This is a genomic window from Rhizobium sp. GW821-FHT14E12 (genome assembly GCF_058803745.1).
Window position 1 is genome coordinate 45,048 of record NZ_JBXAPH010000008.1, and the last position, 26,519, is coordinate 71,566.

Sequence of the window (26,519 nt, forward strand, 5' to 3'; positions counted from 1 at the left end):
CCTATTGTGCCTTTACAATTCCAATAAAGGGAGAGCTACCCATGTCCGACACCCGTAAACCAGGCCGCGGCCGCGTCTATGCCTCGATCACCGAGACCATTGGCGACACGCCGCTCGTGCGTCTCGACAAACTGGCCAAGGAGAAGGGCGTCAAGGCCAACCTCTTGGCAAAGCTCGAATTCTTCAACCCCATCGCCTCCGTCAAGGACCGTATCGGCGTCGCCATGATCGAGAGCCTGGAAGCCCAGGGCAAGATCACCCCCGGCCGCAGCGTGCTGATCGAGCCGACCTCGGGCAATACCGGCATCGCGCTTGCCTTTGCCGCCGCCGCCAAGGGCTACAAGCTGATCCTCACCATGCCGGAAACCATGTCGATCGAGCGCCGCAAGATGCTGGCGCTGCTCGGCGCCGAGCTGGTGCTGACCGAAGGGGCGAAGGGCATGAAGGGCGCCATCGCCAAGGCCGAGGAGCTGGCCTCGACGCTGCCCGACGCCGTTATCCCGCAGCAATTCGAAAACCCGGCCAACCCGGAAATCCATCGCAAGACGACGGCCGAGGAAATCTGGAACGACACAGAAGGCAAGGTCGATATCTTCGTCTCCGGCATCGGCACCGGCGGCACGATCACCGGCGTCGGCCAGGTGCTGAAGGCCCGTAATCCCGACATCAAGGTCATCGCCGTCGAACCGGCCGATTCACCGGTTCTGTCCGGCGGCAATCCCGGCCCGCATAAGATCCAGGGCATCGGCGCAGGCTTCGCCCCGAAGATCCTCGACACGCATGTCTATGACGAGGTGATCACCGTCACCAATGACGAAGCCTTCCAGCAGGCCCGCCTGGTCGCCAGGCTCGAAGGCGTGCCGGTCGGCATCTCCTCCGGTGCGGCGCTAACGGCTGCCATCAAGGTCGGCCAGCGGCCGGAAAACGAAGGCAAGACCATCGTCGTCATCATCCCCTCCTTCGCCGAGCGTTATCTGTCGACGGTCCTGTTCGAGGGACTGGGCGGCTGATACGGCCTGCTCGATCGTCAAATACCCAAAGGGCGCTGCGGCGCCCTTTGTCGTTTCAGCCTCTCGTGTTCACGCCGCCGCCGTCAGCCGTTCGCCGGCGATGCGGTAGGAAATAGCCTCGGCGAGATGGATGCGCCCGACCGTTTGCTTATCGTCGAGATCGGCAAGCGTCCGCGCCACTTTCAGCACGCGATGATAGCCTCGGGCGGAAAACTTCATCTTCTCGGCGGCGTCGCGCAGCAATTGCAGGCCGGCGGCGTCCGGCTCGGCGATAGTTTCGATCATCGATGTCGAGCAGCGGGCATTGGTGGAGATGCCTTTCAGTCCGGCCGCCTCGAAACGCTCACGCTGCCGCTCGCGGGCGCGGGCGACACGAAGGGCGACATCGGCGCTCTTTTCCGCCGTCGCCGGCCGGATGAGATCGGCGGCCGAGACCGCGGGTACGTCGATACGGATATCGATGCGGTCGAGCAACGGCCCGGATATCCGTCCCTGATAATCAGAGACGCAACGCGGCCCTCGGGCGCAGGTGTGGCCCGGTTCGCCGGCCATGCCGCAGCGGCAGGGGTTCATCGCCGCGATAAGCTGGATGCTGGCGGGATAGGAAACGCGGTGATTGGCGCGGGCGATGATGCATTCGCCCGTTTCCAGCGGCTGGCGCAGTGCATCCAGCGCCTGCGGCGAAAACTCCGGCAGCTCGTCGAGGAAGAGAACGCCGTGATGGGCAAGGGAAGCTTCGCCGGGTCGGGCGCGCAGACCGCCGCCGACCAGGGCGGCCATGGTGGCGGAATGATGCGGCGTGCGATAGGGCCGGCGATCGGAGAGCTTGCCGCCGGAAAGCTGACCGGCGACCGAATGGATCATAGACACTTCCAGCAACTCCGCCGTCGATAGCGGCGGCAGGATGGACGGCAGGCGCGAGGCCAGCATCGACTTGCCGGAACCGGGCGGCCCGACAAAAAGCAGATTATGCCCACCGGCCGCTGCCACCTCCAGCGCGCGCTTGGCGCTCTCCTGCCCCTTGATATCGGCAAGGTCGGGGAAATTGGCGGCGGTCGCGCGGATGGCAGGCTCGGGGCGGGACAGGACCTGGGTTCCACGGAAATGATTGGCGAGCGCGATCAGGCTGCGCGGCGCGAGGATATCGATCTCGGCGCCGGCCCAGGCGGCTTCCGGACCGCTTTCGGCCGGGCAGATCAGGCCCTTGCCCATGGCATTGGCGGCAATTGCGGCCGGCAGCGCACCGGCGACGGGTGCGATCGTGCCATCGAGATTGAGTTCGCCAAGGACGGCATAGGCGGACAGCGCATCAGCCGGAATAGCCCCCAGTGCTGCCATCAGCCCGAGCGCGATCGGGAGATCGAAATGACTACCCTCTTTCGGCAAATCCGCGGGCGCAAGATTGACTGTCACCTTCTTCGGAGGCAGTGCCAGACCGGAAGCGTGGAGTGCGGCCTGCACGCGCTCGCGGCTTTCGGCCACCGCCTTGTCAGGCAGGCCGACGATATGCATCAGCACCTTGCCGGGCGCGATCATCACCTGCACTTCGACGGGAACGCCTTCAATGCCCTGAAACGCAACCGTGCTGACGCGCGCCACCATGCTCTATCCCCTGTGCCGCAAGCTTTTTACGCTAGCAATCCGCGATTTTCGGCTGAGTATGATCTTGTCCGAAAACCGCTTTACACTTTTCGGGATCATTCTCTCGCGGGTTGTAGGTTACAACCTTGCACGGAAAAAGGAATAAAACAAGAACAATAAACGAACAAATCTACTGTCGCACGAGATGTTACGACAGCAAGTTGTAATATAAGAACAAAATAAGACGAGAGCGTCGAAATCAGGCGCGCTTGGATTCGATCGCATCCCAGAGCAGGCTGGCGATATCGGCGCCGCCGAAGCGCTTGACTTCGCGGATACCGGTCGGCGACGTCACATTGATCTCGGTCATGTAATCGCCGATGACGTCGATGCCGACGAGAAGGAAGCCGCGGGCCTTCAGCGATGGGCCGATGCGGGCGCAGATTTCCTGTTCGCGCGCCGTCAGCTCCGTCGCCTCGGCGCGGCCGCCGACATGCATGTTGGAGCGGCTGTCATGTTCGGCCGGAACGCGATTGATGGCGCCGACCGGCTCGCCGTCGACGAGGATGATGCGCTTGTCGCCCTTGCGCACGTCAGGCAGATATTGCTGGGCAATGAAGGGCTCGCGGAAGAGCTGGCCGAACATTTCCAGCAGCGAGGACAGGTTGCGATCGTCGCGGGTCGAATGGAAGACACCGGCGCCGCCATTGCCGTAAAGCGGCTTCAGGATGATATCGCCCATCTCCTCGCGGAAGCGGCGGATTTCGCCAGCATCGCGGGTGATCAGCGTCTTCGGCATCAGGTCGGCGAATTCGGTGACGAAGATCTTTTCCGGCGAATTGCGCACCCAGGCCGGATCGTTGACGACGAGCGTCTTCGGGTGAATGCGCTCGAGCAGATGCGTCGAGGTGATATAGGCCATGTCGAAGGGCGGATCCTGGCGCAACAGCACGACGTCCATGGTCGAAAGATCGACGCGCTCGGGTTCGCCGAGTTCGAAATGATCGCCCTTGACGTCGCGCAGGATCATCGGCTCGACCGAGGCATAGACCGTGCCGTCGCGCATGCTGAGGCGCTCGGGCGTGTAGTGGAAGAGCTTGTAGCCGCGGTTCTGGGCCTCCAGGCTCATGGCGAACGTCGAGTCGCCCGCGATGTTGATGCCCTGCACATGATCCATCTGGACCGCAACATTCTTGATCTTCGCCATGATTTGCCCTCGCTCGAATTCGCCGACAGATTTAGGTCGCCCGGCTCTCAAACGCAACGGCTATTGACGGTATCAGGCGGCGATACCCTGCGCGCCGCCCTGCCGCACGAAGTTGCGCAGGCGATAGGCCATGGTCAGCGACTTCGGGAAAGGCTTGCGGCAGAAGGCGACCTTGCGCACATAGCGGTCGATGCGCCATGTCGCCCACGTACCCCCGGCAAAATAGGCAACGTCGCCGGCGCCGAGGAGGCGTTCGACGCCATCTTCGGTGGTGATATGCACCTCGCCCTCGAGGATCATCACGGTTTCGTCCCAGCCGAAATGCCAGTGAAACTCGCCCGCAGTACAATCCCACAATGCCGTCAGCGCGGCATCGTCCTGCCCACGAGAATGCTCGGCAAGGCGGGCGACCGGTGCGCCGGCCACGACCCAGGACGGTTCGATTGGCGATGGCTTCATGTCCATCTCGCCGGCAGCACCCGCCACGAAGTTTTTCGACTGCGGCAAGGCCGCGACAACCGGAACGGCACGGGCGGCAAAGGCCGCCATGCTCGCCAACATCAATTTCAAAACCATGCAATCCCCCAATTCCATGCGCGTCCGAGCCTTCATGGCATAGAAGGGTAACGGCACGGTTCAGGAAAAGCCCTGCATTTTAACGGTTGCGGACTTAGGCCGCAAAACCCTCGATGGTGCAGACGATCATGTCATGATCGGAAAGCGGCTTGCCGTCCTCATTCAGCGAAGAGACCAGATGGCTTTCGCCGATCCTCAGGCCGCGGCTCAGGAACCAGTCGAGCTTCATGGTGCGGTCGGGAAAACGGGTGATGAGGCTCGGGCGCGTGCTCGTCAGATCGAGCGACCCGCCATGGCATTCGAAGCCACGAGCTTCTGCCATGGCGAAAAGCGTATCCGTCCTGAAATCGCCGCCGGTGTGATTGCCGGTGTTGAGATCGCCGCCGATCAGGATCGGCAGGCCGGGAGCATAGGCCTCGACGGCATCGATCAGTGCCGCCATCTGGCGCTCGCGATAGGCGACGGTGGCGACACTTTCGAGATGCACGGAGACAGCGACGAAGGGACCGGCTTCGGTCTCGACGACAGCGCCAATGGCGCAGCGCTCACCGACGCGCGGCTGCTCGTTGCTGTCCTTGAACCAGACGGCCTCGCCCGGCAGGCGAAACAGGAAGACATCCTTCAGCGCCGTCGAGGCCATCAGCGCATTGCCATGGAAACCCTTCTCGTTGACATCGTCCTTGCAGAAGGACCGCTCGATCTCGGAGCTGAGGCTCAGTTCGAGGAATTCGATGCCATAGGCATAATTCATGCCCAGCTCGCTGGCGAGGATGGCGGTCGGGTCGCGTTGCTCCGTGCGCGCCATGCCTTCATCCATTTCCGAAAGCAGCACCAGCGGCGCACCTGTCGCTTTCAGCTTGGCGGCGGATTCGAGAGGGAAAAGGCAACGCTCCAGATTCCAGGCGGCCACCGTAAAGGGGAAAGCAAGCGACCGCCCCTGGCCAGCCACGCCACCAACACGCACCGTGTTCATGCAGGCAAGCGACGCCAGCGTCACGGCGTGGATGGCGGGGGTCTTTTCCAGGGAAATAAAGCTTTTGCGCTCCTCCTGCGAGGGAACGGCGAATTCGGAAACGGTGCTGTGGATCATGACGAGGCCTGTTGAGATGGGATAGAGCACCTATGCCTTGAAGCGGCATGGCGCGGATCGTCCGGCAATAGGCGCGTTTTATGACGGCTCCGTGATACCGGCTTCAAAACGCATCCTGAAAATGCCGGGGCCAACGGCCGGGCAGGATAGCGACGATGTCGTAGCGCTGCGATAGCAGGGCGTAGTCCGGCTGGCGGGCAAGCCAGAGGTCGCTTGCGGCATGGATGCGTTTCTGCGCGGAAAAGGAGACGGCATCGATCGCTTCCTGTTCGCCACGCCTGGCCTTGACCTCCACGAAGACGGCGAGATCGCCTTTGCGGGCGATGATGTCGATTTCGCCGAGCTTGGTGCGATGCCGGATGGCGAGGATGCGGTAGCCTTTGAGCAGAAGGAAAGCAGCGGCGAGATATTCGGAGACATGGCCGCGCCGCCAGGCTTTCTGGCGTTTCAACTTTCCGCCCGTCTCACCGCTCATAGTGTTTCACTCGGGCTGCGCCTTCATGTCGAGCAGGCGCTGATAGAGATCCTTGCGCGGCAGGCCAGTCAGGCGCGCGGCTTCTGCCGCCGCCTTGGCGGTCGGCATGGTCTTGGAGAGATCGCGGAGCATGGCCTCTATATCGGCCTCCGGCGTGACGACTTCCATCGGCGGGCCGGCCAGCCAGACGATTTCGCCCTTGACGTTATCGACCGTGTCGTAAAATGCCGCGAGTTCGGCGAGCGTGCCGCGACGGAACTCCTCGAAGGTCTTGGTCAGCTCGCGGCCGACGGCGCCACGGCGCTCTGCGCCGAGCACATCGGCGGCGGAGGCCAATGTCGCGGCGATGCGGTGCGGCGATTCGAAGAAGATCAGCGTGGCGGGAACGCTAGCGAGCTCCGTCAGCCGGTCGCGCTTGCCCTTGTCCTTGGTCGGCAGGAAACCCGCGAAGAGAAAGGCGTCATTGGGGAGGCCGGAGCCGACGAGTGCTGCCAGCGGCGCCGAAGCGCCGGGAATGGGCACGACGCGATATCCGGCCTCGATTGCCTGCTGCGCCAGCCGGTAACCGGGATCGGAGACCAGCGGCGTGCCGGCATCGGAGACCAGCGCCACCGAGCGACCGGCCTCCAGCGCCTGCAGCAGGCGCGGCCCGACCTCGTCGGCATTGTACTCATGATAGGCATAGGGCCTGTTCTGGATGCCGTAACGATCGAGCAGGACGCGGGTGACGCGGGTATCCTCGCAGGCAAGGACATCGGCGCCCGCCAGGGTTTCCAGTGCCCTGAGCGTGATATCGCCGAGATTGCCGATCGGGGTCGCGACAAGATAGAGCGCCGGCTCGAGCGGACGGGCGGGAACCGTATGGTTGTGCAAGCGGAAGCTGCGCGTTCCGCCGCTGGAATGTTCTTCGTTCATGCCTGTCCTGAATTCGTCTCGGATTCATCGCCTTTATGGGCGAGGCGTCGTCTGACGGCAAGTGCACAGCAAATCCTGTGAGCTTTCCCCATCATTTACTGAAATGACGTGCAGCATATCCCGATGCCTCTTGCATTCGCATGCTGAGTTCTGTCATTTTGCCCGTCCAATCTTCGGGGCGCTCCCTTCGGGGCCGCTCGGAACCATATCCTTCGGGCGCGTCGGACCGCCCGGGCAGTCACGGTCGAAAGCGATAGCATCCATGCGTATTACAATTGAGCGGTCGAACCTCCTGAAGTCGCTGAACCACGTCCATCGCGTGGTCGAGCGTCGCAATACGATCCCGATCCTGTCCAACGTATTGCTGAAGGCCGAGGGTGCGAACCTCGACATGAAGGCGACCGACCTTGATCTGGAAATCACCGAGGCAACCCCCGCCAATGTCGAGCAGGCCGGCGCCACCACCGTCCCGGCGCATCTTCTCTATGACATCGTGCGCAAGCTGCCGGACGGTTCGGAAGTGCTTCTGGCCACCAATCCCGACGGCGGCTCGATGACCGTTGCCTCCGGGCGCTCGAAATTCTCGCTGCAATGCCTGCCGGAATCCGACTTTCCGGATCTCACCGCCGGCAGCTTCAGCCATTCCTTCAAGCTGAAGGCATCGGATCTGAAGATGCTGATCGACCGGACGCAATTTGCGATCTCCACCGAAGAGACCCGCTATTATCTGAACGGCATCTTCTTCCACACGATCGAAAGCGAAGGCGACCTGAAGCTCAGGGCCGTTGCCACCGACGGCCACCGCCTCGCCCGCGCCGATGTCAGCGCGCCTTCGGGCTCGGAAGGCATGCCGGGTATCATCATCCCGCGCAAGACGGTCGGTGAGTTGCAGAAGCTGGTCGACAGCCCCGATGTCATCGTCACCGTCGAAGTGTCGGACGCCAAGATCCGCACCACGATCGGCTCGATCGTCATGACCTCGAAGCTGATCGACGGCACCTTCCCCGATTATCAGCGCGTCATCCCGACCAATAACGACAAGGAAATGCGGGTCGATTGCCAGTCCTTTGCCCAGGCCGTCGACCGCGTCTCCACCATCTCCTCCGAGCGCGGCCGCGCCGTGAAGCTGGCACTGTCGGACGGTCAGCTGCTCTTGACGGTCAACAATCCGGATTCCGGAAGTGCGACGGAAGAAGTCGCCGTCGGCTATGACACGGATGCAATGGAAATCGGCTTCAACGCCAAATACCTGCTCGACATCACCGCACAGCTGTCCGGTGACGCCGCGATCTTCCTGCTTGCCGATGCCGGCTCGCCGACGCTGATCCGCGACACGGCCGGCGATGACGCCCTTTATGTTTTGATGCCGATGCGCGTCTAGCGAAACCAAAGCGCCCTTCCCGCGTTCTCTTGGACACGGGAAGGGCGCTTTTATTTTAACGCGCGTTGATTGCGACATTTTCTTTTGTTATTGCGTCACAGTATTGCAAGATTAGACATCAGCGATATGTGAGTCGTAACTGTAAAAACTGGTGGGGGAGAGCATGGCGCTGCGTCTCAAGGAACGGCTTGGCAAGAAATTCGATGAGGAGATCCGTTTCTTCAAAGGCATGATGCAGGGGCCGAAAACCGTCGGTTCGATCGTTCCGACCTCCTCGATCACCGCCCGCAAGATGGCGAGCGTCATCAACCTGCAATCCGGCCTGCCGGTGTTGGAACTCGGCCCCGGAACCGGCGCGATCACCAAGGCGATCCTGGCGCGCGGCGTCGAGCCGCAGAACCTTGTCGCCATCGAATATTCCACCGACTTCTACAACCACCTCGTCCGCCGTTACGCCGGCGTCAACTTCATCAATGGCGACGCCTTCGATCTCGACACGACGCTCGGCGTGCTGCGCGGCCAGACCTTCGATTCCGTCATTTCCGGCATCCCGCTGCTGAACTTCCCGATGAAGGCGCGCGTCGCCCTGCTCGAAAGCCTGCTGGATCGCATGCCGCCCGGCCGCCCGGTCGTGCAGATTTCCTACGGTCCGGTTTCGCCGATCATCGCCCGGCCGGATCGCTACCACATCCAGCATTTCGACTTCATCGTCCGCAACATCCCGCCGGCGCAGCTCTGGATCTATCGGCGCGGCTGAGCCTGGCTCCGAAGAGTCATCTTGCCGTCATCATTCGATAGGACATATTTCGGCTCCGAAGCTTCTTCCGCAGAATAGGATCCCGTTGCCGATGTTCGCTCTCTACATCACCCACCCGCAGGTGCGTATCGACCCCACGGTTCCGGTGCCGGAATGGAGCCTGTCCGAGATCGGCGCGGCGCGGGCACAGCTAGCCGCGACCCGGGACTGGGCCGGCAAGCTCGGCCTGATCGTTTCCAGCGCCGAGCGCAAGGCGATCGAGACGGCCGAGGCCCTGGCGGCGGCGAGCGGCGCGGCGGTAGAAATCATCGAAGCCACCCATGAGAACGACCGCAGCGCCACAGGCTTCTTGGCCCCGCCGGAATTCGAGAAGGCGGCGGACTGGTTCTTTGCCCATCCGCATGAAAGCTTCAAAGGCTGGGAGCGCGCCATCGATGCACAGACGCGGATCGTTTCCCAGGTGAACACCGTTCTTGCGCGGCATGATCCGCTAATACCCATCGCCTTTGTCGGTCATGGCGGCGTCGGCACGCTGCTGAAATGCCATCTCGAGGGCAAGCCGATCGCGCGCCAGGGTGATCAACCACCGGGCGGCGGCAATCTTTTCGCATTCGATCTTGCGAAGCGCGCCGTCTCATGCGACTGGACGCCTATGGAAAATTGGCAGGGATGGGCTTGAGATGACCGCGCGCGACCGCTTGATCGTTGGACTGGATGTTCCAAACCTTCAGGAGGCCGAAAAGGTCGTCAGCGCCCTCGGCGATGATATTCTCTATTATAAGATCGGCTATCAGCTCGCCTTTGCCGGCGGGCTGGAATTTGCCCGCGATCTTGCCAAGGACGGCAAAAAGATCTTCCTCGACATGAAGCTGCTCGATATCGACAACACCGTCGCCTCCGGCGTCGAGAATATCGTCAAGATGGGCATGTCGATGCTGACGCTGCATGCCTATCCGAAGGCGATGAAGGCAGCTGTGGCTGCGGCCAAGGGTTCTAACCTTTGCCTGCTCGGCGTCACAGTGCTGACCTCGATGGACGAGGAAGACCTTATCGCCGCAGGATATGAATACGACCCGCATACGCTGGTGCTGCGCCGCGCCGAACAGGCACTCCTCGCCGGCATGGGCGGTATCGTCTGCTCCGCCGAGGAAGCCTCGGCCGTGCGCAAGATCATCGGCCCCGATATGGCGCTGGTCACCCCCGGCATCCGCCCTGCCGGTAGCGACAAGGGCGACCAGAAGCGCGTGATGACGCCAGCCGAGGGCATCAGGGCCGGATCGAGCCATCTCGTGGTGGCACGGCCGATCGTCAAGGCGGCCGACCCGAGAGAGGCCGCCCGCGCTATCCTCGCGGAAATGGATGCCGCACTCTAATTTCAAGATATAGGGAGGCCTAGATGGCAAAGGGATACTGGATCGCTCGCGTCGATGTTCGCGACCTTGAGCGCTACAAGGACTACGTTGCCGCCGCCAAGCCGGCTTTCGAGCGATATGGCGCGAATTTTCTGGCTCGCGGCGGTGCTTTCACGCCGCTGGAAGGCCAGGCGCGCAGCCGCAACGTCGTCATCGAATTCCCGTCGCTGCAACATGCCGTCGATTGCTACAACTCGCCGGAATACCAGATCGCCGCCAAAATCCGCCAGGAAGTGGCAGACGCGGAAATGGTTGTCGTCGAGGGCGTTTAACGCATTCAAAAAGCAGCTCGACGATGCGGCGCGATGGCACTTCACCTCGGCCCTCGGATCGGCTAAGACGAAACCAGATCAGCCCCATCTAAGCCTTTCGAGGAGCCTGCCATGACCCTGTCCAACCTTCCGCCGCTCGTAACCGTGTTCGGAGGATCAGGCTTCATCGGGCGGCATGTCGTGCGCGCGCTCGCCAAGCGCGGCTACCGCATCCGTGTCGCCGTTCGCCGTCCCGATCTCGCCGGTTACCTGCAGCCGCAGGGCAATCTCGGCCAGATTTCGATCGTCCAGGCGAACCTGCGCTACCGCAACTCCATCGATCGCGCCGTCGAAGGCGCGCAGCATGTGGTCAACTGCGTCGGCATTCTCGCCGAAAGCGGCCGCAACACGTTCGACGCCGTGCAGGAATTCGGCGCCAAGGCCGTAGCGGAAGCAGCCCGCGGCGTCGGCGCTTCGCTGACCCATGTCTCGGCCCTGGGCGCCAACGTCAATTCGCCCTCGGCCTATGCCCGCACCAAGGGCCGCGCCGAAGCTGCCATTCTCTCGATCAAGCCGGATGCCGTCATCCTGCGGCCGTCGATCGTCTTCGGACCGGAAGACGGCTTCTTCAACAAGTTCGCGGACATGTCGCGCTCGGCACCCTTCCTGCCGCTGATCGGCGGCGGCAAGACGAAGTTCCAACCCGTTTATGTCGAGGATGTCGCCGAAGCCGTTGCTCGTGGCGTCGACGGCAAGCTGAAGGCCGGCACGATCTATGAACTCGGCGGCCCGGAAGTGCTGTCCTTCCGCGAATGTCTCGAGACCACGCTTGCGGTCGTCAACCGCAAAAAGCCGCTCGTCTCCCTGCCGTTCAGCTTCTTTTCCACGATCGCCAGCATCACGTCGTTGCTGCCGCTCATCGCGCCGCCGATCACAGCCGATCAGGTGACGCTGCTGAAGAGCGACAATGTGGTTTCCAAGGAAGCCGAAGCAGAGGGACGGACGCTGAAGGGCATTGGCCTGCTGCCGACGCTCCTCATCTCCGTGCTGCCGTCCTATCTGGTGCGCTATCGCCCGCAGGGCCAGTTCACCGGTTCCGGCAAGGCTGCCTGACGCTTCCATCCTTTGAGAAACTCAAGCGCCGTCTGGTTTCGCCCAGGCGGCGTTCTCGTTTCCGCGGCCACACTTTTGCCTTGAAAGCGCACCCCTCGCCGGCTTGATTCACAGCCTGGCGTTGCCGAAAAGACGCACCCCAAAAATAGTAGCATTAACGTCAAATTTAACATGAAGATTTATTGCTATTGGTCACATCACTGACTAACACAACCGCGCGTCCAGAGGCTTACCCAAGGAGCCAATTCGTGGCGCGCTCTACTTCTGCGGAAAGGCATTTTTCGATGGGCAAGTCTATCGCGCTTCTGTTTGCGTGCGCGGCACTGGTGATCCTCGCGGGCTCGTTTATGGCCCGTGGCAGCATCGCTTCGGTCAAGGGTGAATGCACGCCGACCTATGGCGTCGATCCCTGCACGACGGGCTCCATCGACGCTTCATCCTCGAACTGATCGAGCATGAAAAAGGCCGGTTCTCACCGGCCTTAATTGTCTTCAGCTTTTGATATGCGTCTTGTCACTCAGCCGACGGTGTAAAGCCCGATCAGGCCGAGAACGCCGACGCCGATACGCCACCATGCGAAGGGGGCGTAGCCGCGACGCGAGACGAAGTCGAGCAAGGCCCGAACCACGAACAGCGCGGTGATGAAGGCGGCGACGAAACCGATGACGATCAGCTGGCCGTCGGCGAAGCTGAGGTCGTTGCGGCTCTTCCAGAGATCCAGCGTGAAAGCGCCGACCATGGTCGGCATGGCGAGGAAGAAGGAAAACTCCGCCGCCGAGCGCTTGTCCGCACCGAGAAGCAGGGCTCCGACGATGGTCGAGCCGGATCGCGAGGTGCCGGGGATCATCGCCAGGCACTGGAAGAAGCCGATCTTGATCGCCATCGGCCACGAGAAATCGTAGGCGCTGGTATATCTCGGCTTGAACTCGATCCTGTCGATGACGAGCAGGACGATGCCGCCGAGAATGAGCGAAATACAGATGAGAACGGGCGTCTCGAACAGCACGCCCTTGATGAAATCATGGGCGAGCGCGCCGATGACCGCGGCCGGCAAGAAGCCGAAGAGGACGGCCAGCACGAAATGCCGCGCCTTGACGCTGACCGGCAAGGCCTTGGCAATTTGAACGAGGCGGTTGAAATAGACGAGCAGGATGGCGAGAATCGCACCGAGCTGGATCAGAACTTCGAAGGTGCCTGCGGATTTGAAGCCGAGAAAATGTCCAATCAATATCAAATGACCCGTGGAGGAGACGGGAATAAACTCCGTAAGGCCTTCCACGAGGCCCAAAACCAGCGCGATAATAATTTGTTCAGCCATATTGTGTCCTTTGTCAAACGGCGGGGCGGCCCGATTCGCTTGTGTTAACTAGGCCAAGCTCCTATAGCTTCAACCGATGACGCATGACTAGGGTCGCAATCATGACGAACCCGAACCGCCTATAAGCATCAATCACAAAAGCCCGAGTATCAATGCCGACGCTGTATCATCACTCCATGTCATCTCCGTCACGGTTCGTCCGTCTGATCCTGACCGAATACGGCTATCAGACGGAACTGATCGAGGAACAGACGTGGGAAAAGCGACGCGACTTCCTGGCGCTCAACCCTGCTGGCACCCTGCCGGTCTATGTTGACGACAGCATGCGGGCGCTCTGCGGCGCGACCGTGATTTCCGAGTATCTCGACGAGACCCATGGCGTGCTGAAGCGCGATCGCCGGCTTCTGGCCGAAGACCCGTTCCAACGCGCGGAAATCCGCCGGCTGACGGAATGGTTCATGCAAAAGATGGAACAGGACGTGACGCGGCCGCTGGTGCGCGAGCGGGTCTACAAACTACAGATGACCGCCGATCAGGGCGGCGGTGCGCCCGATTCGAAGCTGATGCGAATGGCGCGCGGCAATATCCGCCAGCACATGAAATATCTCTCCTGGCTCGCAGGCTCCAGGCAATGGCTCGCCGGCGACCGGCTGAGCTATGCGGATCTCGCGGCGGCCGCCTCGATTTCCGTTCTCGACTATCTCGGCGAGATCGACTGGGCGGAATCGCCCGTTGTCAAGGAATGGTACCAACGGATGAAATCGCGCCCGTCCTTCCGCCCGATCCTGGCGGAGCGTGTACGCGCCATCACGCCGGTATCGCACTACGCCGATCTGGATTTCTGACGAGGGCTCGCCATGCCCGAAGACCGTGCAGCGGAAAAGGAAAGCAGGCGGCGGCAGACGCTGACCGCCTTTCTGCGCGACGAAGCACGGGCGCAGGGCTTCGATCTCTGTCGCATCACCCGGCCGGATGCCATTCCAGACGCCAGCGTCAGGCTCGACCAGTTCCTGGAGCAGGGCTACCACGGCACCATGGCGTGGATGGAAGAGACCCGCGAGCGCCGCGGCGATCCGCGCATGCTCTGGAGCGATGTGCGCTCCATCGCCGTCTTCGGCCTGAATTACGGTCCTGATGAAGATCCGCGCGGCATTCTGGAGAAACCGGACAAGGCGGCCATCTCCGTCTATGCCCGCAACCGCGACTATCACGACGTCATCAAGGGCCGACTGAAGGAGATCGCCACTCGTTTTGCGGCGCGCTCGCAGGAGGACGTCAAGGTCTTCGTCGATACAGCACCTGTCATGGAAAAGCCGCTGGCGGCCGCTGCCGGGCTCGGCTGGCAGGGCAAGCACACCAACCTCGTCAGCCGCACGCATGGCTCCTGGCTGTTTCTGGGCTCGATGTTCACCACCGCCGATCTGGCTCCGGACCAGCCCGAGATCGATCATTGCGGTTCCTGCCGCGCCTGCCTCGACGCCTGTCCGACGGCGGCCTTCCCGGCGCCCTACCAACTCGACGCGCGCCGCTGCATCTCCTATCTCACCATAGAGCATAAAGGACCGATCGACCCGCTGCTCCGGCCGCTGATCGGCAATCGCATCTATGGCTGCGATGACTGTCTTGCCGCCTGTCCCTGGAACAAGTTCGCCAATTCCGCTTCAGAGATGAAGCTCGTTGCCCGAGACGACCTCAAGGAACCGTCGATCGCCTTTCTGCTTGATCTCGACGATGCCGCCTTCCGCGCCTTTTTCAGTGGTTCGCCGGTCAAGCGCATCGGCCGCGACCGCTTCATCCGCAACGTGCTGATCGCCGCCGGCAATTCCTATGATCGCACCTTGATCGCAGCCTGCCGTCGTCTCTCCGCCGATCCCTCGCCTGTTGTGCGCGGCATGGCCGTCTGGGCGCTGTCGCGGCTGATGACGGCTGGCGAATTCCTCGCTTTTGCTGCAGAAAGAACCGACGAGCCGGACGCGGATGTCCGCGCCGAATGGAAACTGGCGGGAGTGGCGTGATGCATGTGATGATTTTCGGCTGCGGCTATTCGGGAACCGCCATCGCCAAGGCCTTCGCCGGCTCCGGCATTCGCATCACCGGCACGACTCGCTCGGCGGACAAGGCCGATCTTCTCACCAGGCAAGGCGTGGAAGCCTTCCTCTTCGACGGTGAGACGCTCGATCCGGCGCTCGCCGAGGCGATGAAATCCGCCACGCACCTTATTCAATCGATCGCTCCGGGTACGGCGGGCGATCCGCTGCTCAGGCTGGCGCATCTCGATGTCACCACGCTGATGCCGAAGCTCGAATGGATCGGATATCTTTCCACCGTCGGCGTCTATGGCGATCACAAGGGCGCGTGGATCAACGAGGAGACATCGCTGCATCCGGTTTCCAGCCGCTCCGTCGAGCGCGTCGAGGCGGAGGATGGATGGCTGCGTGTCGGGATACGGCTTGGCATTCCGGTCGCCGTGCTCAGGCTTGCCGGCATCTATGGTCCCGGCCGCAATGCCTTCAGCAATCTGGAAAAGGGTACAGCGCGGCGACTGATCAAGGCCAACCAGGTGTTCAACCGCATCCGTGTCGAGGACATCGGCGCCTGCGCCAAGTTCCTCTCGGACCGCCGTCTCGGCGGCATCTATAATGTCACGGACGACGAACCGACCGCGCCGCAGGATATCATTGTCGAAGCGGCCCGCCTGATGGGCGTCGAGCCGCCGCCGGAACAACCTTTCGAGACGGCGGAACTGACGCCGATGGCACGTTCGTTCTATGGCGAGAACAAGCGCGTTTCGAACGCAAAACTGCGCTCCCTCGGCTTCCTTTTCCGCTATCCGGAATACCGCATGTCGCTCGCCGAATTATGGGCTTCGGGACGCTGGCGCGGCTGAACAAGCCTCGATTTATCACAGCCATTTCGCACGAAAATTCCTACTAAGCCACCCATCCTAGTTCAATTTGCTCCGCATTTGTGGTTAACGATCTCTAAAATTGCACAAATGCGGCAGCGATTATGGCAAAGTCGGAAAATTATTTTTCCGATTTTCGTGATCTTTCGCATCACGCCGCAAGTCCAAGAAAATTTATTCAGTTTTTAACTGATTCCATTAGGTTTTTTCCAAGAACCGGCTTTTTCGACACCTTGTCATATTAATTGCCTGGAATCACAAATGTTACAGTCTGTAACATTCCGTGATCAATGGAGGCACTTTTTCGCCATTTTTCGCCCGATTTAAGCCCCCACCGCCTGCTGGGCGCAAGTTCAATTGCTTGAGGGAAAAATCGGTTTGAAGAAAATCAATCGTGCTATTGCGATCGCCGCGACTATATCCGCCTCTTTTGCTTTCCTTTCCACGGATGCATTTGCAGCAACGGGATGCGGGGGTGCATCATGGTACGGCGGAACCACCAAGACTGCTTCCGGGGAACGGATGAGTTCCTCTCGTCTTACTGCCGCTCATCGCTCGCTTGCCTTCGGCACACGTCTGAAGGTCACCAACCGCAATAACGGCCGCAGCGTCGTCGTTCGCATCAATGATCGCGGACCTTTCATTCGGGGCCGGGTACTCGATCTTTCCCGTGCAGCCGCACAGGATATCGGCATGGTTTCCTCCGGCACGGCCAAGGTCTGCTACGAAATCGTCGCTTCCAGGTAATCCGCGAATTCGCCGGTAACGATCCGGCGTTTTGGCGTAATGCTTGCTCTCTCCGTCAATCGCGGCTACCACGCGGTTGAGACGTCTCAATAATCTGCCGCCATGTGCTATATCTTCGTGCGGATTGATGAGGTGTCAGCGACATCACGATGCGCGCATGAACCTTTCCGACTATCGATCGTGATGTTCGGGGCCATGCGCCAAGCAGGAGAGTAGTGAATGCGTTTGGGCGGCCGGCTGCAGGGTGCCATCGAAGTTCTTGCCGATATCGAAACGCGCAAGCGACCGGTGGCCGACGCCCTGAAGGATTGGGGACTTGCCCATCGCTTCGCCGGCTCCGGCGACCGGGCCGCGATCGGCAATATCGTCTACGACGCTTTGCGCATGCGGCTGTCGCATGCCTGGCTGATGGGCGACGACAGCCCCTCCGCACTCGCCCATGCCGTTCTCTTTCGCCAATGGGGCCTGACGCCCGAGGCGCTGGCCGCCGAACTCGATGGCGACAAGTTCGCGCCGGAGGCACCGAGCGCCGAGGCACTGGCCGCTTTTGCCGCCCGCAAGCTCGATGATGCCCCTCGCCATATCCAGGGCGATATCCCCGAATGGGTCGAACATTCCTTCCAGCAGGCTTTCGGCGATAGCTGGCTGGCCGAGGCACAGGCGCTTGCCGAGCGGCCGACGCTCGACCTGCGCGCCAACGCGCTGAAAGCCAGCCGTGACAAGGCGGTCAAGGCGCTGGAGCGCGCCGGAGCCCAGGCCTCGAAGATCGCCCGCAATGGCATCCGCATTCCCGCCGGCGAAGGCGCTTCGCGCCTGCCGAACGTCACTGCCGAGCTCTCCTTCCAGAAGGGCTGGTTCGAGGTTCAGGATGAGGGCTCGCAGATCGTTGCCGATCTCGTCCTGCCGCAAGAGGGCGACCAGGTGCTCGACTATTGCGCCGGTGGCGGCGGCAAGACGCTCGCCATGTCGGCGGCAATGCATAATAAGGGCCAGGTCCACGCCTATGATACCGATCGCCGGCGGCTGGCGCCGATCATCGAGCGATTGAAGCGCGCCGGCACGCGCAATGTCCAGGTTCACGACGAGCGCAACGCCCTGCTTGCCCTGCGCGGCAAATTCGACAAGGTTCTGGTCGACGCGCCCTGCACCGGCACCGGCACCTGGCGCCGCCGTCCCGATACGAAATGGCGGCTGACGCAGAAGAACCTCGACGAACGCATCAGCCAGCAGCAGGAAGCGCTGGCCCAGGCCGGCGAATTCGTTCGCCCCGGCGGCGCGTTGCTCTATGTCACCTGCTCGGTCCTGCCGGACGAAAACGAGACGCAGGTCAACCGTTTCGCCGCCAACAATCCGGAGTTCGAGGTGGTCGAGGCGCTGAGTTCCTGGGAAAAGCTGTTCGGCAACGACGCGCCGAAGCCGCGCTCGTCGGACGGCAAGACCATCACGCTGACGCCGGCATCGACCGATACCGACGGCTTCTTCTTCTGCCGCCTGCAGCGCAAGCCGTAGTTAAGTTCATTCCGCCCGCAGCGGATATTGCTGTTTCGGCGGGATGAGATGATGCAGCACGGCGATGGCGATCAAGAGCAGGCCGCCGAGACCGACCACCGTAAACAGCGTCCAGGCCGACAGATTCGAGCCGAGCGCCACCAGCGGCACGGCGCCCGCCGGCGGATGCGTCACCCGCAGCATCAGCATGCCGGCGATGGCCAGACCAACGGCAATGGCCGCCGCCCACCAGAGACCCGGAAACAGCGCCATGGCAAGGCTGCCAACCAGCGCCGCCAGCAGATAGCCGCCAAGCACATTGGCCGGCTGGGCCAGCGGACTTTTCGGCTGGCCGAAGATCAGCACGGCCGTCGCGCCGAAGGGGGCGATCAGCAGCGGAATGCCGGTTGCGATCGTCAAGCCGCCAACCGCGACCATGCCAGTCACCGCGCCGATGCCGGATTTCAGATGTCCGTGCCAGTGGCCTTCCGGCTCATGACGATGGATGAAATGCTTGAAATGGCGATGCATGGGGGGCTTGAAGACTCGATTGGACTCGACTTGCCTATTTTTTGAACTGTATCTGCCACTTTTTCAAGCAAATCTATTCCATTGGCGAGACCTAAATCGGTAATTTCCTATCTTCGAAAATCGTCACAAACTAGAGCGTTTGACACCAGTTTAATTTTAATACATGACACCAGTCGCCAAGTTTTTGACGGAGCCCCCAGCCGTCATAGGAGAGGGAACATGAAATTGAAAATCAATTTAGCCGCCGCTTTGGCGCTGGCCGTTGCTACATCAGCCGTTCCGGTGCTCGCCAAGGCTCCTGAGCCAGCCGCCATCATCAAGCACTATGCCGAAGTCGCGCATGCCAAGTATGAGGACTCGCTGATCACGGCGAAGGCGCTCGACAAGGCCATCGACGCCCTGCTTGCCAATCCCAGCGACAAGGCGCTGAAGGCTGCCCAGGCTGCCTGGATCAAGGCGCGTGTTCCCTACCAGCAGTCGGAAGTCTACCGTTTCGGCAATCCGATCGTCGACGATTGGGAAGGCAAGGTGAACTCCTGGCCGCTGGATGAAGGCCTGATCGACTATGTCGACGCCTCCTACGGCACCGAGAGCGACGAGAACTCGCTCTATGTCGCCAATGTCATCGCCAACAAGACGATCAAGATCAACGGCAAGGATGTCGACGCCTCGCATCTGACGCCGGAATTCCTCTCGGGCACGCTGCATCAGGCCGGCGGCGTCGAAGCCAATGTCGCCACGGGCTATCACGCCATCGAATTCCTGCTCTGGGGTCAGGACCTGCACGGCACCGGTCCCGGCGCCGGTGAACGTCCCGCCACCGACTACGACCTGAAGAATTGCACGCACGGCAATTGCGATCGCCGCGCCGAATATCTGAAGTCGGCCTCGACCCTGCTCGTCTCCGACCTGCAGGAAATGACCGAAAAGTGGACGGCGGATGGCGAAGCCACCAAGCATGTCGAAGCCGATCCGAAGGCTGGCCTTGCGGCCATCCTGACCGGTATGGGCTCGCTCTCCTACGGCGAACTTGCCGGTGAGCGCATGAAGCTCGGCCTGCTGCTGCACGATCCGGAAGAAGAGCATGATTGCTTCTCGGACAACACCTACAACTCGCACAACAACGACGCCATCGGTATCGCTGCCGCCTATAACGGCAACTATACGCGCATCGACGGCAAGAAGCTGAAAGGCCCGTCGCTGCACGACCTGGTCGCAGCCAAGGACAAGGCGCTCGACAAGGAAGTCGAAACCAAGCTCAACGCCACGCTCGATGCCATGAAGGCCATGGTTCATCGCGGCGAAACGGTCGAGAAGTACGACCAGATGATCGGTGAAGGCAACACGGTCGGCAACGCCACCGTCCAGAAGGCGATCGACGGCCTGCTCGACCAGACGAAGAGCATCCAGCGCGTCGTCGCCGCTCTCGATCTCGGCACGATCAAGCTTGAAGGCTCCGACAGCCTGGATAATCCTAACGCTGTCTTCAAGAAGTAAGTAAGGGAGAGCGGCAGCGTCTCAAGCGCTGCCGCTCCGACACCCATGACCCGCATCCCGGCTCGCCGCGCCTTCCTGCCCGCCTTCGTCGCGGGTTTTTTGGTTTTTTCCATCACGCTCTCCGCGGCGGAGATTCTGAATTTTCCCTCCGTCCGCACCGATCTTTCGCCCGAACAGCTAAAACGGGTGCAGGACATCACCCGGCCGACCACGGACTTCTCCAAGGCCGAGCCCTATGAGGCGATGCAGAGCGGCGCGACCACGACGGTCGCCCCTGTCAGCCGCGATATCTTCTCGCAACCCTCGGCCAATCTTGGGCTGGAGCGCGAAGAGAATTTCCATCTCGGCAACGCGCTTTTCCGCAAGCTCTGGGTTTCCGCCCCCTCCTCCACGCAAGCCTCCGATGGGCTAGGGCCGCTGTTCAACGCCCGCTCCTGCCAGAGCTGTCATATCCGTGACGGTCGCGGCCATCCGCCGGATGCGGTGGGCGCCGCCGCCACATCGATGGTGCTGCGGTTGGCGCGGCCGGCGGTCACGCCGGAAGAAGAGCAGGCGCTACGGGATTTCAAGGCGATCAACTTTCCCGACGCCACCTATGGCGCGCAATTGCAGGATCTCGCCGTGCCCGGCCTTGCCGCCGAGGGCAAGGTGGCCGTCAGCTATTCCGAGGAGACGGTGACGCTTTCGGGCGGCGAGACAGTCACTCTGCGCAAGCCGCATTATGCCGTGGCCGACCTTGCCTATGGCCCGCTCGGCGAGACGACGACGATCTCGGCGCGCATTGCTCCCCCGATGATCGGCCTTGGCCTCATCGAAGCCATTCCGGAAGCCGATATTCTCGCCCATGCCGATCCGGACGACCTAGATGGTGACGGCATTCGCGGCCGCGCCGCCATCGTCCGTGATCACCGCACCGGCGAACTCGCGCTCGGCCGCTTCGGCTGGAAAGCGCAGAATGCAAGCGTGCGCGATCAGGTGGCCAGCGCCTTCTCCGCCGATATCGGCATTTCCACCCCCGACCGGCCGGATCCCTATGGCGATTGCACCGCCAAGCAGCCGAAATGCCTCTCCATGCCGACCGGCGTGCAGAAGCGCCTCGGCGATACGGAAGCTCCGGGACCGATCCTCGATCTCGTCACCTTCTACTCCGAGAACCTCGCCGTACCCGCCCGCCGCAAGGCGAGCTTTCCCGATGTGCTGCGTGGCAAGGACATGTTTTATCAATCCGGCTGTGCCGCCTGTCATACACCGAAATTCGTCACCCGCGACGATCTCAAGGATAGCGACGGCAAGGACAAGGTTCAGGCCTTCCAGCTGATCTGGCCCTATTCCGATTTCCTGCTGCACGACATGGGCGACGGCCTCTCAGACGGCCAGCCGGTGGGTGTGGCATCCGGCCGCGATTGGCGCACGCCGCCACTCTGGGGTATAGGCCTGACTCAGACGGTGAGCGGCCGGCAAGCCTACCTGCATGACGGCCGCGCCCGAACATTGACCGAAGCCATCCTCTGGCATGGGGGAGAGGCGGAAAAAGCCCGTAATACCTTCGAAAACCTGCCGCCGGACGACAGGCAAGCCCTCATCAATTTTCTGGAGTCTCTCTGATGCGCCCCTGGACATCCCTTGCCAAGCCGCTTGCCGCAAGCCTCCTTCTTAGCCTCACGGCGTTGCCTGCCGGCGCCCAGGAGGCAACCACCAACGGCGCCGGGCTGAATGAGGCGGCCGTGCCGGGAGTGATGCAGAAGGCGATCGACGACGTCATCCGCCCCGGCTACCACGCCGTTCATGATAGCGCCTCGAAGCTGACGACAGCGATGAAGGCACTCTGCGCCGATCCATCCGCCACAAGCCTTTCCGCCGCGCAGTCCGCTTTCGGCGATACGATCAAGAGCTGGTCGCGCATCGAGATCGTGCATACCGGGCCGATCATCGAAAAGAACCGCTTCGAGCACATCCTCTTCTACCCCGACCGCAAGGGCGTCGGCCTCAAGCAGGTGCAGGCGCTGATCGCCAAGGCCGACGAGCACGACACCACCGTCGAGGCCGTCGCCGGCAAGAGCGTGGCGCTGATGAGCATGACGGCGCTGGAATATGTGCTCTACGGCAACGGCTCCAGCGTTCTCAGCTCCGAGAAGCAGGGCTTCCGTTGCCGCTATGGCGCCGCCGTCGCCGGCAATATCGAGAATACCGCCAAGGAAATCGCCGACGAATGGGATGATCCGAACGGCGTGCAAAAGTCCTGGAAGAACCCCGGCAAGGACAGCGAAGAATTCATGGACAACAAAGAGGCTGTCACGGCGCTGCTCGGCATCCTCGTGCATGGTGCCGGCAATGTGCGCGACCAGCGGCTGGAAACCTTCTACAAGGGCGACCCGGCAGCGGCGCGGCCGAAAATGGCGATCTACTGGCGCTCCGGCAACACCTGGACCTCGCTCACCGCCAATCTCGAAGGGCTGAAGGCGCTCTGGGAAAAGGCCGGGATGGCCAACCTCCTGCCCGCCGACAAGCGCGACATGGCCGGCAAGATCGACGCACTGCTCGACAGACTGATCGCCACCGCGCCGACGATCAATCCCGATATTGACGCGGCGATCGCAAGCGACGCCGACCGCGCCAAGATCGACGCCCTGCTTGCCGAGACCCGCGACCTGACGACCGGCTTCAGCGACAATTACGGCGGCGCGATCGGCCTTTCCGCCGGCTTCTCCTTCGCCGACGGGGACTGACGGCGATGCGGAGCGCGCTGATCGACCGCAGGGCCTTCGTCAAGGCCGCGGGGCTGACCTTCCTGGCAGCCTTGAAGCCCGGCGCGCTGATGGCGCTGGAGCGGGCCGACGCGGTCTATGCCTCCGGCATTCGGGCCGCTGACGGCTCCTTTGCCGTGGCGACAGTCAGCGAGCGCGGAGAGATCATCGATCAAGTGGTGTTGCCTGCCCGTGCCCACGGCATGGCTTTTTCGAAGGCGACCGGCAAGACGGTTGCCTTCGCCCGCCGGCCCGGCACCTATGCGATGATCTTCGATCCCTGGAACAAGGGCGAACCGATCGTCATCACCGCGCGCGAGGGCCGGCATTTCTACGGCCATGGCACTTTTTCGCCTGACGGTAAGCTGCTCTATGCCAGCGAGAACGACTTCGACGCCAACCGAGGCATGATCGGCATCTACGACGCCGGCAACCGTTTTGCCCGCATCGGCGAATACGAGACCTATGGCACCGGCCCGCACGACATGACCGTTTCGGACGACGGCAAGCTGCTGATCGTCGCCAATGGCGGTATCGAGACCCATCCGGATTTCGGCCGCACCAAGCTCAACCTCGACCATATGGAACCGTCGCTGACGCTGATCGACGCGGCAAGCGGCCGGCTGATCGAAAAGCACACCCTGCCGCCGCAATATGCCCAGGTCTCCACCCGGCACGTCGATATCGACGCTGAGGGCCGCATCTGGTTCGCCTGCCAGTACGAAGGCCGCCGCAACGACCTGCCGCCGCTCATCGGCCATTTCGCCAAGGGAGAGGACCTGACCTTCGTTCCCCTGCCCGACGACACCACCCGCGCGCTCGGCAACTATGTCGGCGCCATCGCCGTCAACCGCGCCGACAACCTCGTCGGCGTGACATCGCCGGTCGAGGGCACCTCCGTGACGCTCGACGCAAAGACCGGGGCGGTGCTGAAGGTCGAAAGCATAGCGGATGCGGCGGGGATCGCGCCGGCAGAACATGGGTTTGCGGTGTCATCCTATCACGGCGAGTTTCTGGGGCAGCACAGCGATGTGGCCTGGGATCAGCATATTGTACGGATTGGGCGTGGCTGAGGCATGTCCACTCTCCGCAAACTCGCAGCCGAGACCCACCTCACCACCGCTTCACAAACTCCGCCTGCTCCGCGCCAATCGCCGTTGCCGCCGCCTTGGCCGAGATCCTCAACCAATCGCCACCGCGCTTGTCGAGATCGGCCAGAACCGGCGGAATGCGCGAGGCGTCATCCGCATGGCAATTGGCGATTTCGAAGCCCATCAGGTCGAGCATATCGGGCGACAGCAGGATCTGTGCGTCGCCGGCGACTTCGATCTTGCGGCTGTTCGGCGATAGGCGGCGAACCAACAGCTTGCCGGTTACCTGATAGCGCGGATCGGGAGCGCGCGTCCGGCCGGCGGCGATGACGCCCGTATGGATCGCCGTGTCCGACGGGTTGTGGCAGAGAGACCAGGCAGATTGGGCCAGAGCCTTGACCTCGCGCAGCACCGGCCCGCCGCGCCATTCGACGTCGGCGACGAAACGCGGACGGCCGAGGCTGCCAGTGCCGGCGGTACGCGGCTTGGGGACGAAGGCAAGCGTCGGGTCCGGCAATGACCGGCGCAACGCGTCGAGATAGGGCTCGCGCACCGGTTTGGCCGCCGGCGGCAGATCGCGAAATTTATCCCAGAACGTCTTGCGCTCGGCGTTCGACAGGATCACCGCGTTGCGAAGCCATTTATAATCGCGCTCGAGAATGACCGCCGAAGGCTTCTGCATGCCGCGCCGATAGCCGCCCAATATCGCGTCGGCGATGATACGCGGCGTCGGGCCGGCATCGCCACGCGCCAGGATCGCGCTTGCCGCCAGCCGCACCAGATCGAGCGCATAGGGCATGGTGGCGGCATCGTCGAAATCATTGAGGCCCCAGACCAGCCGCCCCTCTTCGTCGCGCCAGGTGCCGAAATTCTCCAGATGCGTGTCGCCGATCGCCAGCAGCTGCGGCGCATTGGCAAGGTCAGGGCAAATGTCGAAGATGGTTTCGGCCCAGCGCCAATAGCTGGCACGCAGGAAGACGAAACCGCCGCTCTTCATCTTCTTGTATTTCTTATCGAGATCGGCCTCCACCAGATCGGCGCCGAGCTGTGCCCGCATCCAGCTCTCGTAAGCTTTGGTCGATTGCAGGATCGTCGCCATCTCAGCTCCATCTCGAATTTCTCGATGAGCATATCGAAAACCGAGCATCATGGAAAAACAATGTCGCAGCCGCATCATTTCTTCGAGGTCGATTTCCATCGCATAAGCCTTGTCCAAACGGCGCCGCCATGCCAATTTCGCACCCGCGAAAGGGAACAGCATGACCGGGGAAAACAGTGGCGACTATAGAGCGCGCATCAGGACGAGTTTCGAGCGACAGGCGGCGATGGCGACCATCGGTGCGGAACTGACGCGCGTCGAGCATGGCATGGTCGAGATCGAGCTGCCGTTCGACGTCAAGCTGACGCAGCAGCACGGCATCCTGCATGCCGGCATCATCTCGGCGGCACTGGATTCGGCCTGCGGTTTCGCGGCCTATAGCCTCATCGACGCAACGGCCTCGATCCTCACCATCGAATTCAAGGTCAACCTGATGTCGCCGGGGCGCGGAGAGCGCTTTCTGTTTCGTGGCGAAGTGACCAAGCCGGGCAATACCATCATCGTTGCCGACGGGCGTGGTTATGCCATAGGCGACGGACCAGCCAAGCTGATTGCCTCCATGACCGGGACAATGATGGTCATCCGGGGCCGAGAGGGAATTACCGGATGACGTTCGAACTGAAGCGCGTATCGGGAAAATCGATTCTGTTCGTGATGGCAGCCGAAGCTGAATATGGGCCTTTCCTGCAATCCCGCTTCGAACCGCTGATCACCGGCGTCGGCCCAGTCGAGGCGGCAGTCGTGCTGACACGCACGCTTTTGCAGCTCGAAGCGCAAAACGATCTCCCCGACCTCGTGGTGTCGCTGGGATCGGCTGGTTCCGCCAGGCTGGAACAGACGGAAGTCTATCAGGCCACCTCCGTTTCCTATCGCGACATGGATGCCTCGCCGCTCGGTTTCGAGAAGGGTCGTACGCCCTTCCTCGATCTGCCCGCCACCATCGAACTGCCACTGCGTATTCCCGGCGTTCCGGAGGCAAGTCTTTCGACCGGCGGCAACATCATCTCCGGCGCGGAAGCCTATGGCCGGATCGCCGCCGACATGGTGGAGATGGAGACCTATGCGGTGCTGCGCGCCTGCCAGGCCTTTGGCCGGCCGCTGATCGGGCTGCGCGGCATTTCCGACGGAAAGGTCGACCTGCAGCATATTTCCGACTGGACGGAATATCTGCATATCATCGACCGCAAGCTTTCCAATGCCGTCGACGGGCTGCTCACCGCCCTTGAAGACGGCGTATTCTGGTTCTAAAGGACCGGGAACCGCTAGAAGTGAGGACAATCGGGACAATAAATTAGGCTCCGCCGCGATTTGCCCGATTGCCAGCGAAAGCG

At 62.0% G+C, this 26,519-nt stretch carries 28 protein-coding genes; 19 read left to right on the forward strand and 9 right to left on the reverse strand.

What is annotated here, in order from left to right; genetic code table 11:
* The first annotated feature begins 41 nt into the window (after window positions 1-41).
* The gene (gene cysK / locus AC1RO0_RS24270; RefSeq protein WP_498595153.1) at window positions 42-1,010 is read left to right on the forward strand and encodes a cysteine synthase A; all 969 of its coding nucleotides are present in this window, start codon (window positions 42-44) and stop codon (window positions 1,008-1,010) included.
* Between the two features lie 69 nt (window positions 1,011-1,079).
* Here the strand turns inward: cysK and AC1RO0_RS24275 are convergent, their stop codons facing one another.
* The 6 genes from AC1RO0_RS24275 to rsmI all read right to left on the reverse strand — a co-directional run bounded on the left by AC1RO0_RS24275 (window position 1,080) and on the right by rsmI (window position 6,854).
* The gene (locus AC1RO0_RS24275; protein WP_371109725.1) at window positions 1,080-2,612 is read right to left on the reverse strand and encodes a YifB family Mg chelatase-like AAA ATPase; all 1,533 of its coding nucleotides are present in this window, start codon (window positions 2,610-2,612) and stop codon (window positions 1,080-1,082) included.
* 238 nt (window positions 2,613-2,850) lie between these two features.
* Window positions 2,851-3,798: a glutathione synthase gene (gshB, locus tag AC1RO0_RS24280; RefSeq protein WP_498595154.1), complete on the reverse strand. Its 948-nt coding sequence runs from the start codon at window positions 3,796-3,798 to the stop codon at window positions 2,851-2,853.
* Between the two features lie 72 nt (window positions 3,799-3,870).
* The gene (locus AC1RO0_RS24285; protein WP_498595155.1) at window positions 3,871-4,374 is read right to left on the reverse strand and encodes a cupin domain-containing protein; all 504 of its coding nucleotides are present in this window, start codon (window positions 4,372-4,374) and stop codon (window positions 3,871-3,873) included.
* Between the two features lie 94 nt (window positions 4,375-4,468).
* Entirely contained in the window at window positions 4,469-5,464 is a 996-nt protein-coding gene (locus tag AC1RO0_RS24290) for an endonuclease (protein WP_498595156.1), read from the reverse strand.
* A 103-nt stretch (window positions 5,465-5,567) separates the two neighbouring features.
* Window positions 5,568-5,939, reverse strand: a complete 372-nt coding sequence (locus AC1RO0_RS24295; protein WP_498595157.1) for a YraN family protein — start codon at window positions 5,937-5,939, stop codon at window positions 5,568-5,570.
* A 6-nt stretch (window positions 5,940-5,945) separates the two neighbouring features.
* Window positions 5,946-6,854 (reverse strand): 16S rRNA (cytidine(1402)-2'-O)-methyltransferase, encoded by a 909-nt coding sequence (rsmI, locus tag AC1RO0_RS24300; RefSeq protein WP_498595158.1) that lies wholly within the window; start codon window positions 6,852-6,854, stop codon window positions 5,946-5,948.
* A 262-nt stretch (window positions 6,855-7,116) separates the two neighbouring features.
* Here rsmI and dnaN point away from each other — a divergent pair, with 262 nt between their 5' ends.
* The 7 genes from dnaN to AC1RO0_RS24335 all read left to right on the forward strand — a co-directional run bounded on the left by dnaN (window position 7,117) and on the right by AC1RO0_RS24335 (window position 12,217).
* A complete protein-coding gene (gene dnaN / locus AC1RO0_RS24305) occupies window positions 7,117-8,235 on the forward strand; it encodes a DNA polymerase III subunit beta (RefSeq protein ID WP_153367160.1) in 1,119 nt (372 codons plus the stop codon).
* Between the two features lie 163 nt (window positions 8,236-8,398).
* Entirely contained in the window at window positions 8,399-8,992 is a 594-nt protein-coding gene (pmtA, locus tag AC1RO0_RS24310; RefSeq protein ID WP_174163949.1) for a phospholipid N-methyltransferase PmtA, read from the forward strand.
* A 91-nt stretch (window positions 8,993-9,083) separates the two neighbouring features.
* The gene (locus AC1RO0_RS24315; RefSeq protein ID WP_498595159.1) at window positions 9,084-9,671 is read left to right on the forward strand and encodes a histidine phosphatase family protein; all 588 of its coding nucleotides are present in this window, start codon (window positions 9,084-9,086) and stop codon (window positions 9,669-9,671) included.
* A 1-nt stretch (window position 9,672) separates the two neighbouring features.
* On the forward strand, window positions 9,673-10,365 hold the full coding sequence (gene pyrF, locus AC1RO0_RS24320; protein WP_498595160.1) for an orotidine-5'-phosphate decarboxylase: 693 nt from the start codon (window positions 9,673-9,675) through the stop codon (window positions 10,363-10,365).
* Window positions 10,366-10,388: 23 nt separating this feature from the next.
* Window positions 10,389-10,676: a DUF1330 domain-containing protein gene (locus AC1RO0_RS24325; protein WP_498595161.1), complete on the forward strand. Its 288-nt coding sequence runs from the start codon at window positions 10,389-10,391 to the stop codon at window positions 10,674-10,676.
* A 111-nt stretch (window positions 10,677-10,787) separates the two neighbouring features.
* Window positions 10,788-11,768, forward strand: a complete 981-nt coding sequence (locus tag AC1RO0_RS24330; RefSeq protein ID WP_498595162.1) for a complex I NDUFA9 subunit family protein — start codon at window positions 10,788-10,790, stop codon at window positions 11,766-11,768.
* A 284-nt stretch (window positions 11,769-12,052) separates the two neighbouring features.
* Entirely contained in the window at window positions 12,053-12,217 is a 165-nt protein-coding gene (locus AC1RO0_RS24335) for a hypothetical protein (protein WP_007702841.1), read from the forward strand.
* Window positions 12,218-12,285: 68 nt separating this feature from the next.
* On the opposite strand, the gene AC1RO0_RS24340 is transcribed toward AC1RO0_RS24335, so the two are convergent.
* Window positions 12,286-13,086, reverse strand: a complete 801-nt coding sequence (locus AC1RO0_RS24340) for an undecaprenyl-diphosphate phosphatase (RefSeq protein ID WP_498595163.1) — start codon at window positions 13,084-13,086, stop codon at window positions 12,286-12,288.
* Between the two features lie 152 nt (window positions 13,087-13,238).
* Here AC1RO0_RS24340 and AC1RO0_RS24345 point away from each other — a divergent pair, with 152 nt between their 5' ends.
* The 5 genes from AC1RO0_RS24345 to AC1RO0_RS24365 all read left to right on the forward strand — a co-directional run bounded on the left by AC1RO0_RS24345 (window position 13,239) and on the right by AC1RO0_RS24365 (window position 18,247).
* A complete protein-coding gene (locus AC1RO0_RS24345) occupies window positions 13,239-13,931 on the forward strand; it encodes a glutathione S-transferase family protein (RefSeq protein WP_007702845.1) in 693 nt (230 codons plus the stop codon).
* A 12-nt stretch (window positions 13,932-13,943) separates the two neighbouring features.
* Window positions 13,944-15,101 carry a tRNA epoxyqueuosine(34) reductase QueG gene (queG, locus tag AC1RO0_RS24350; protein WP_498595164.1) on the forward strand — a complete coding sequence of 386 codons (1,158 nt, stop codon included), beginning with the start codon at window positions 13,944-13,946 and terminating at the stop codon, window positions 15,099-15,101.
* Window positions 15,101-15,973 (forward strand): SDR family oxidoreductase, encoded by an 873-nt coding sequence (locus AC1RO0_RS24355; RefSeq protein WP_498595165.1) that lies wholly within the window; start codon window positions 15,101-15,103, stop codon window positions 15,971-15,973. The genes queG and AC1RO0_RS24355 overlap by 1 nt, the downstream gene beginning before the upstream one ends.
* A 396-nt stretch (window positions 15,974-16,369) precedes the next feature.
* Window positions 16,370-16,738, forward strand: a complete 369-nt coding sequence (locus AC1RO0_RS24360) for a septal ring lytic transglycosylase RlpA family protein (protein WP_012650848.1) — start codon at window positions 16,370-16,372, stop codon at window positions 16,736-16,738.
* A gap of 219 nt (window positions 16,739-16,957) precedes the next feature.
* On the forward strand, window positions 16,958-18,247 hold the full coding sequence (locus AC1RO0_RS24365; protein WP_498595166.1) for an RsmB/NOP family class I SAM-dependent RNA methyltransferase: 1,290 nt from the start codon (window positions 16,958-16,960) through the stop codon (window positions 18,245-18,247).
* A gap of 6 nt (window positions 18,248-18,253) precedes the next feature.
* Here AC1RO0_RS24365 and AC1RO0_RS24370 read toward each other — a convergent pair whose 3' ends face one another.
* A complete protein-coding gene (locus tag AC1RO0_RS24370) occupies window positions 18,254-18,757 on the reverse strand; it encodes an HPP family protein (RefSeq protein ID WP_498595167.1) in 504 nt (167 codons plus the stop codon).
* A gap of 219 nt (window positions 18,758-18,976) precedes the next feature.
* Between AC1RO0_RS24370 and AC1RO0_RS24375 the strand changes: the two genes are divergently transcribed.
* The 4 genes from AC1RO0_RS24375 to AC1RO0_RS24390 are packed head-to-tail and all read left to right on the forward strand — an operon-like array spanning window position 18,977 to window position 24,071.
* On the forward strand, window positions 18,977-20,254 hold the full coding sequence (locus AC1RO0_RS24375) for an imelysin family protein (RefSeq protein ID WP_498595168.1): 1,278 nt from the start codon (window positions 18,977-18,979) through the stop codon (window positions 20,252-20,254).
* A 45-nt stretch (window positions 20,255-20,299) separates the two neighbouring features.
* The gene (locus tag AC1RO0_RS24380) at window positions 20,300-21,859 is read left to right on the forward strand and encodes a di-heme oxidoreductase family protein (RefSeq protein WP_498595169.1); all 1,560 of its coding nucleotides are present in this window, start codon (window positions 20,300-20,302) and stop codon (window positions 21,857-21,859) included.
* Window positions 21,859-22,980 (forward strand): imelysin family protein, encoded by a 1,122-nt coding sequence (locus tag AC1RO0_RS24385; protein ID WP_498595170.1) that lies wholly within the window; start codon window positions 21,859-21,861, stop codon window positions 22,978-22,980. The genes AC1RO0_RS24380 and AC1RO0_RS24385 overlap by 1 nt, the downstream gene beginning before the upstream one ends.
* 5 nt (window positions 22,981-22,985) lie before the next feature.
* On the forward strand, window positions 22,986-24,071 hold the full coding sequence (locus AC1RO0_RS24390) for a DUF1513 domain-containing protein (protein WP_498595171.1): 1,086 nt from the start codon (window positions 22,986-22,988) through the stop codon (window positions 24,069-24,071).
* A gap of 40 nt (window positions 24,072-24,111) precedes the next feature.
* On the opposite strand, the gene AC1RO0_RS24395 is transcribed toward AC1RO0_RS24390, so the two are convergent.
* Window positions 24,112-25,188: a DUF2252 family protein gene (locus tag AC1RO0_RS24395; protein WP_498595172.1), complete on the reverse strand. Its 1,077-nt coding sequence runs from the start codon at window positions 25,186-25,188 to the stop codon at window positions 24,112-24,114.
* 160 nt (window positions 25,189-25,348) lie between these two features.
* Here AC1RO0_RS24395 and AC1RO0_RS24400 point away from each other — a divergent pair, with 160 nt between their 5' ends.
* Both AC1RO0_RS24400 and AC1RO0_RS24405 read left to right on the forward strand, forming a co-directional pair.
* Window positions 25,349-25,798 carry a PaaI family thioesterase gene (locus AC1RO0_RS24400; RefSeq protein WP_498595173.1) on the forward strand — a complete coding sequence of 150 codons (450 nt, stop codon included), beginning with the start codon at window positions 25,349-25,351 and terminating at the stop codon, window positions 25,796-25,798.
* Window positions 25,795-26,436 (forward strand): 5'-methylthioadenosine/S-adenosylhomocysteine nucleosidase, encoded by a 642-nt coding sequence (locus AC1RO0_RS24405; RefSeq protein ID WP_498595174.1) that lies wholly within the window; start codon window positions 25,795-25,797, stop codon window positions 26,434-26,436. The genes AC1RO0_RS24400 and AC1RO0_RS24405 overlap by 4 nt, the downstream gene beginning before the upstream one ends.
* Window positions 26,437-26,519 lie beyond the last annotated feature (83 nt).

Bases quoted from the DNA above. Each gene is read 5' to 3' on its own strand.
- cysK (WP_498595153.1), top strand. From the start codon at position 42: ATGTCCGACACCCGTAAACCAGGCCGCGGCCGCGTCTATGCCTCGATC.
- AC1RO0_RS24275 (WP_371109725.1), bottom strand. From the start codon at position 2,612: ATGGTGGCGCGCGTCAGCACGGTTGCGTTTCAGGGCATTGAAGGCGTT.
- gshB (WP_498595154.1), bottom strand. From the start codon at position 3,798: ATGGCGAAGATCAAGAATGTTGCGGTCCAGATGGATCATGTGCAGGGC.
- AC1RO0_RS24285 (WP_498595155.1), bottom strand. From the start codon at position 4,374: ATGGTTTTGAAATTGATGTTGGCGAGCATGGCGGCCTTTGCCGCCCGT.
- AC1RO0_RS24290 (WP_498595156.1), bottom strand. From the start codon at position 5,464: ATGATCCACAGCACCGTTTCCGAATTCGCCGTTCCCTCGCAGGAGGAG.
- AC1RO0_RS24295 (WP_498595157.1), bottom strand. From the start codon at position 5,939: ATGAGCGGTGAGACGGGCGGAAAGTTGAAACGCCAGAAAGCCTGGCGG.
- rsmI (WP_498595158.1), bottom strand. From the start codon at position 6,854: ATGAACGAAGAACATTCCAGCGGCGGAACGCGCAGCTTCCGCTTGCAC.
- dnaN (WP_153367160.1), top strand. From the start codon at position 7,117: ATGCGTATTACAATTGAGCGGTCGAACCTCCTGAAGTCGCTGAACCAC.
- pmtA (WP_174163949.1), top strand. From the start codon at position 8,399: ATGGCGCTGCGTCTCAAGGAACGGCTTGGCAAGAAATTCGATGAGGAG.
- AC1RO0_RS24315 (WP_498595159.1), top strand. From the start codon at position 9,084: ATGTTCGCTCTCTACATCACCCACCCGCAGGTGCGTATCGACCCCACG.
- pyrF (WP_498595160.1), top strand. From the start codon at position 9,673: ATGACCGCGCGCGACCGCTTGATCGTTGGACTGGATGTTCCAAACCTT.
- AC1RO0_RS24325 (WP_498595161.1), top strand. From the start codon at position 10,389: ATGGCAAAGGGATACTGGATCGCTCGCGTCGATGTTCGCGACCTTGAG.
- AC1RO0_RS24330 (WP_498595162.1), top strand. From the start codon at position 10,788: ATGACCCTGTCCAACCTTCCGCCGCTCGTAACCGTGTTCGGAGGATCA.
- AC1RO0_RS24335 (WP_007702841.1), top strand. From the start codon at position 12,053: ATGGGCAAGTCTATCGCGCTTCTGTTTGCGTGCGCGGCACTGGTGATC.
- AC1RO0_RS24340 (WP_498595163.1), bottom strand. From the start codon at position 13,086: ATGGCTGAACAAATTATTATCGCGCTGGTTTTGGGCCTCGTGGAAGGC.
- AC1RO0_RS24345 (WP_007702845.1), top strand. From the start codon at position 13,239: ATGCCGACGCTGTATCATCACTCCATGTCATCTCCGTCACGGTTCGTC.
- queG (WP_498595164.1), top strand. From the start codon at position 13,944: ATGCCCGAAGACCGTGCAGCGGAAAAGGAAAGCAGGCGGCGGCAGACG.
- AC1RO0_RS24355 (WP_498595165.1), top strand. From the start codon at position 15,101: ATGCATGTGATGATTTTCGGCTGCGGCTATTCGGGAACCGCCATCGCC.
- AC1RO0_RS24365 (WP_498595166.1), top strand. From the start codon at position 16,958: ATGCGTTTGGGCGGCCGGCTGCAGGGTGCCATCGAAGTTCTTGCCGAT.
- AC1RO0_RS24370 (WP_498595167.1), bottom strand. From the start codon at position 18,757: ATGCATCGCCATTTCAAGCATTTCATCCATCGTCATGAGCCGGAAGGC.
- AC1RO0_RS24375 (WP_498595168.1), top strand. From the start codon at position 18,977: ATGAAATTGAAAATCAATTTAGCCGCCGCTTTGGCGCTGGCCGTTGCT.
- AC1RO0_RS24380 (WP_498595169.1), top strand. From the start codon at position 20,300: ATGACCCGCATCCCGGCTCGCCGCGCCTTCCTGCCCGCCTTCGTCGCG.
- AC1RO0_RS24385 (WP_498595170.1), top strand. From the start codon at position 21,859: ATGCGCCCCTGGACATCCCTTGCCAAGCCGCTTGCCGCAAGCCTCCTT.
- AC1RO0_RS24390 (WP_498595171.1), top strand. From the start codon at position 22,986: ATGCGGAGCGCGCTGATCGACCGCAGGGCCTTCGTCAAGGCCGCGGGG.
- AC1RO0_RS24395 (WP_498595172.1), bottom strand. From the start codon at position 25,188: ATGGCGACGATCCTGCAATCGACCAAAGCTTACGAGAGCTGGATGCGG.
- AC1RO0_RS24400 (WP_498595173.1), top strand. From the start codon at position 25,349: ATGACCGGGGAAAACAGTGGCGACTATAGAGCGCGCATCAGGACGAGT.
- AC1RO0_RS24405 (WP_498595174.1), top strand. From the start codon at position 25,795: ATGACGTTCGAACTGAAGCGCGTATCGGGAAAATCGATTCTGTTCGTG.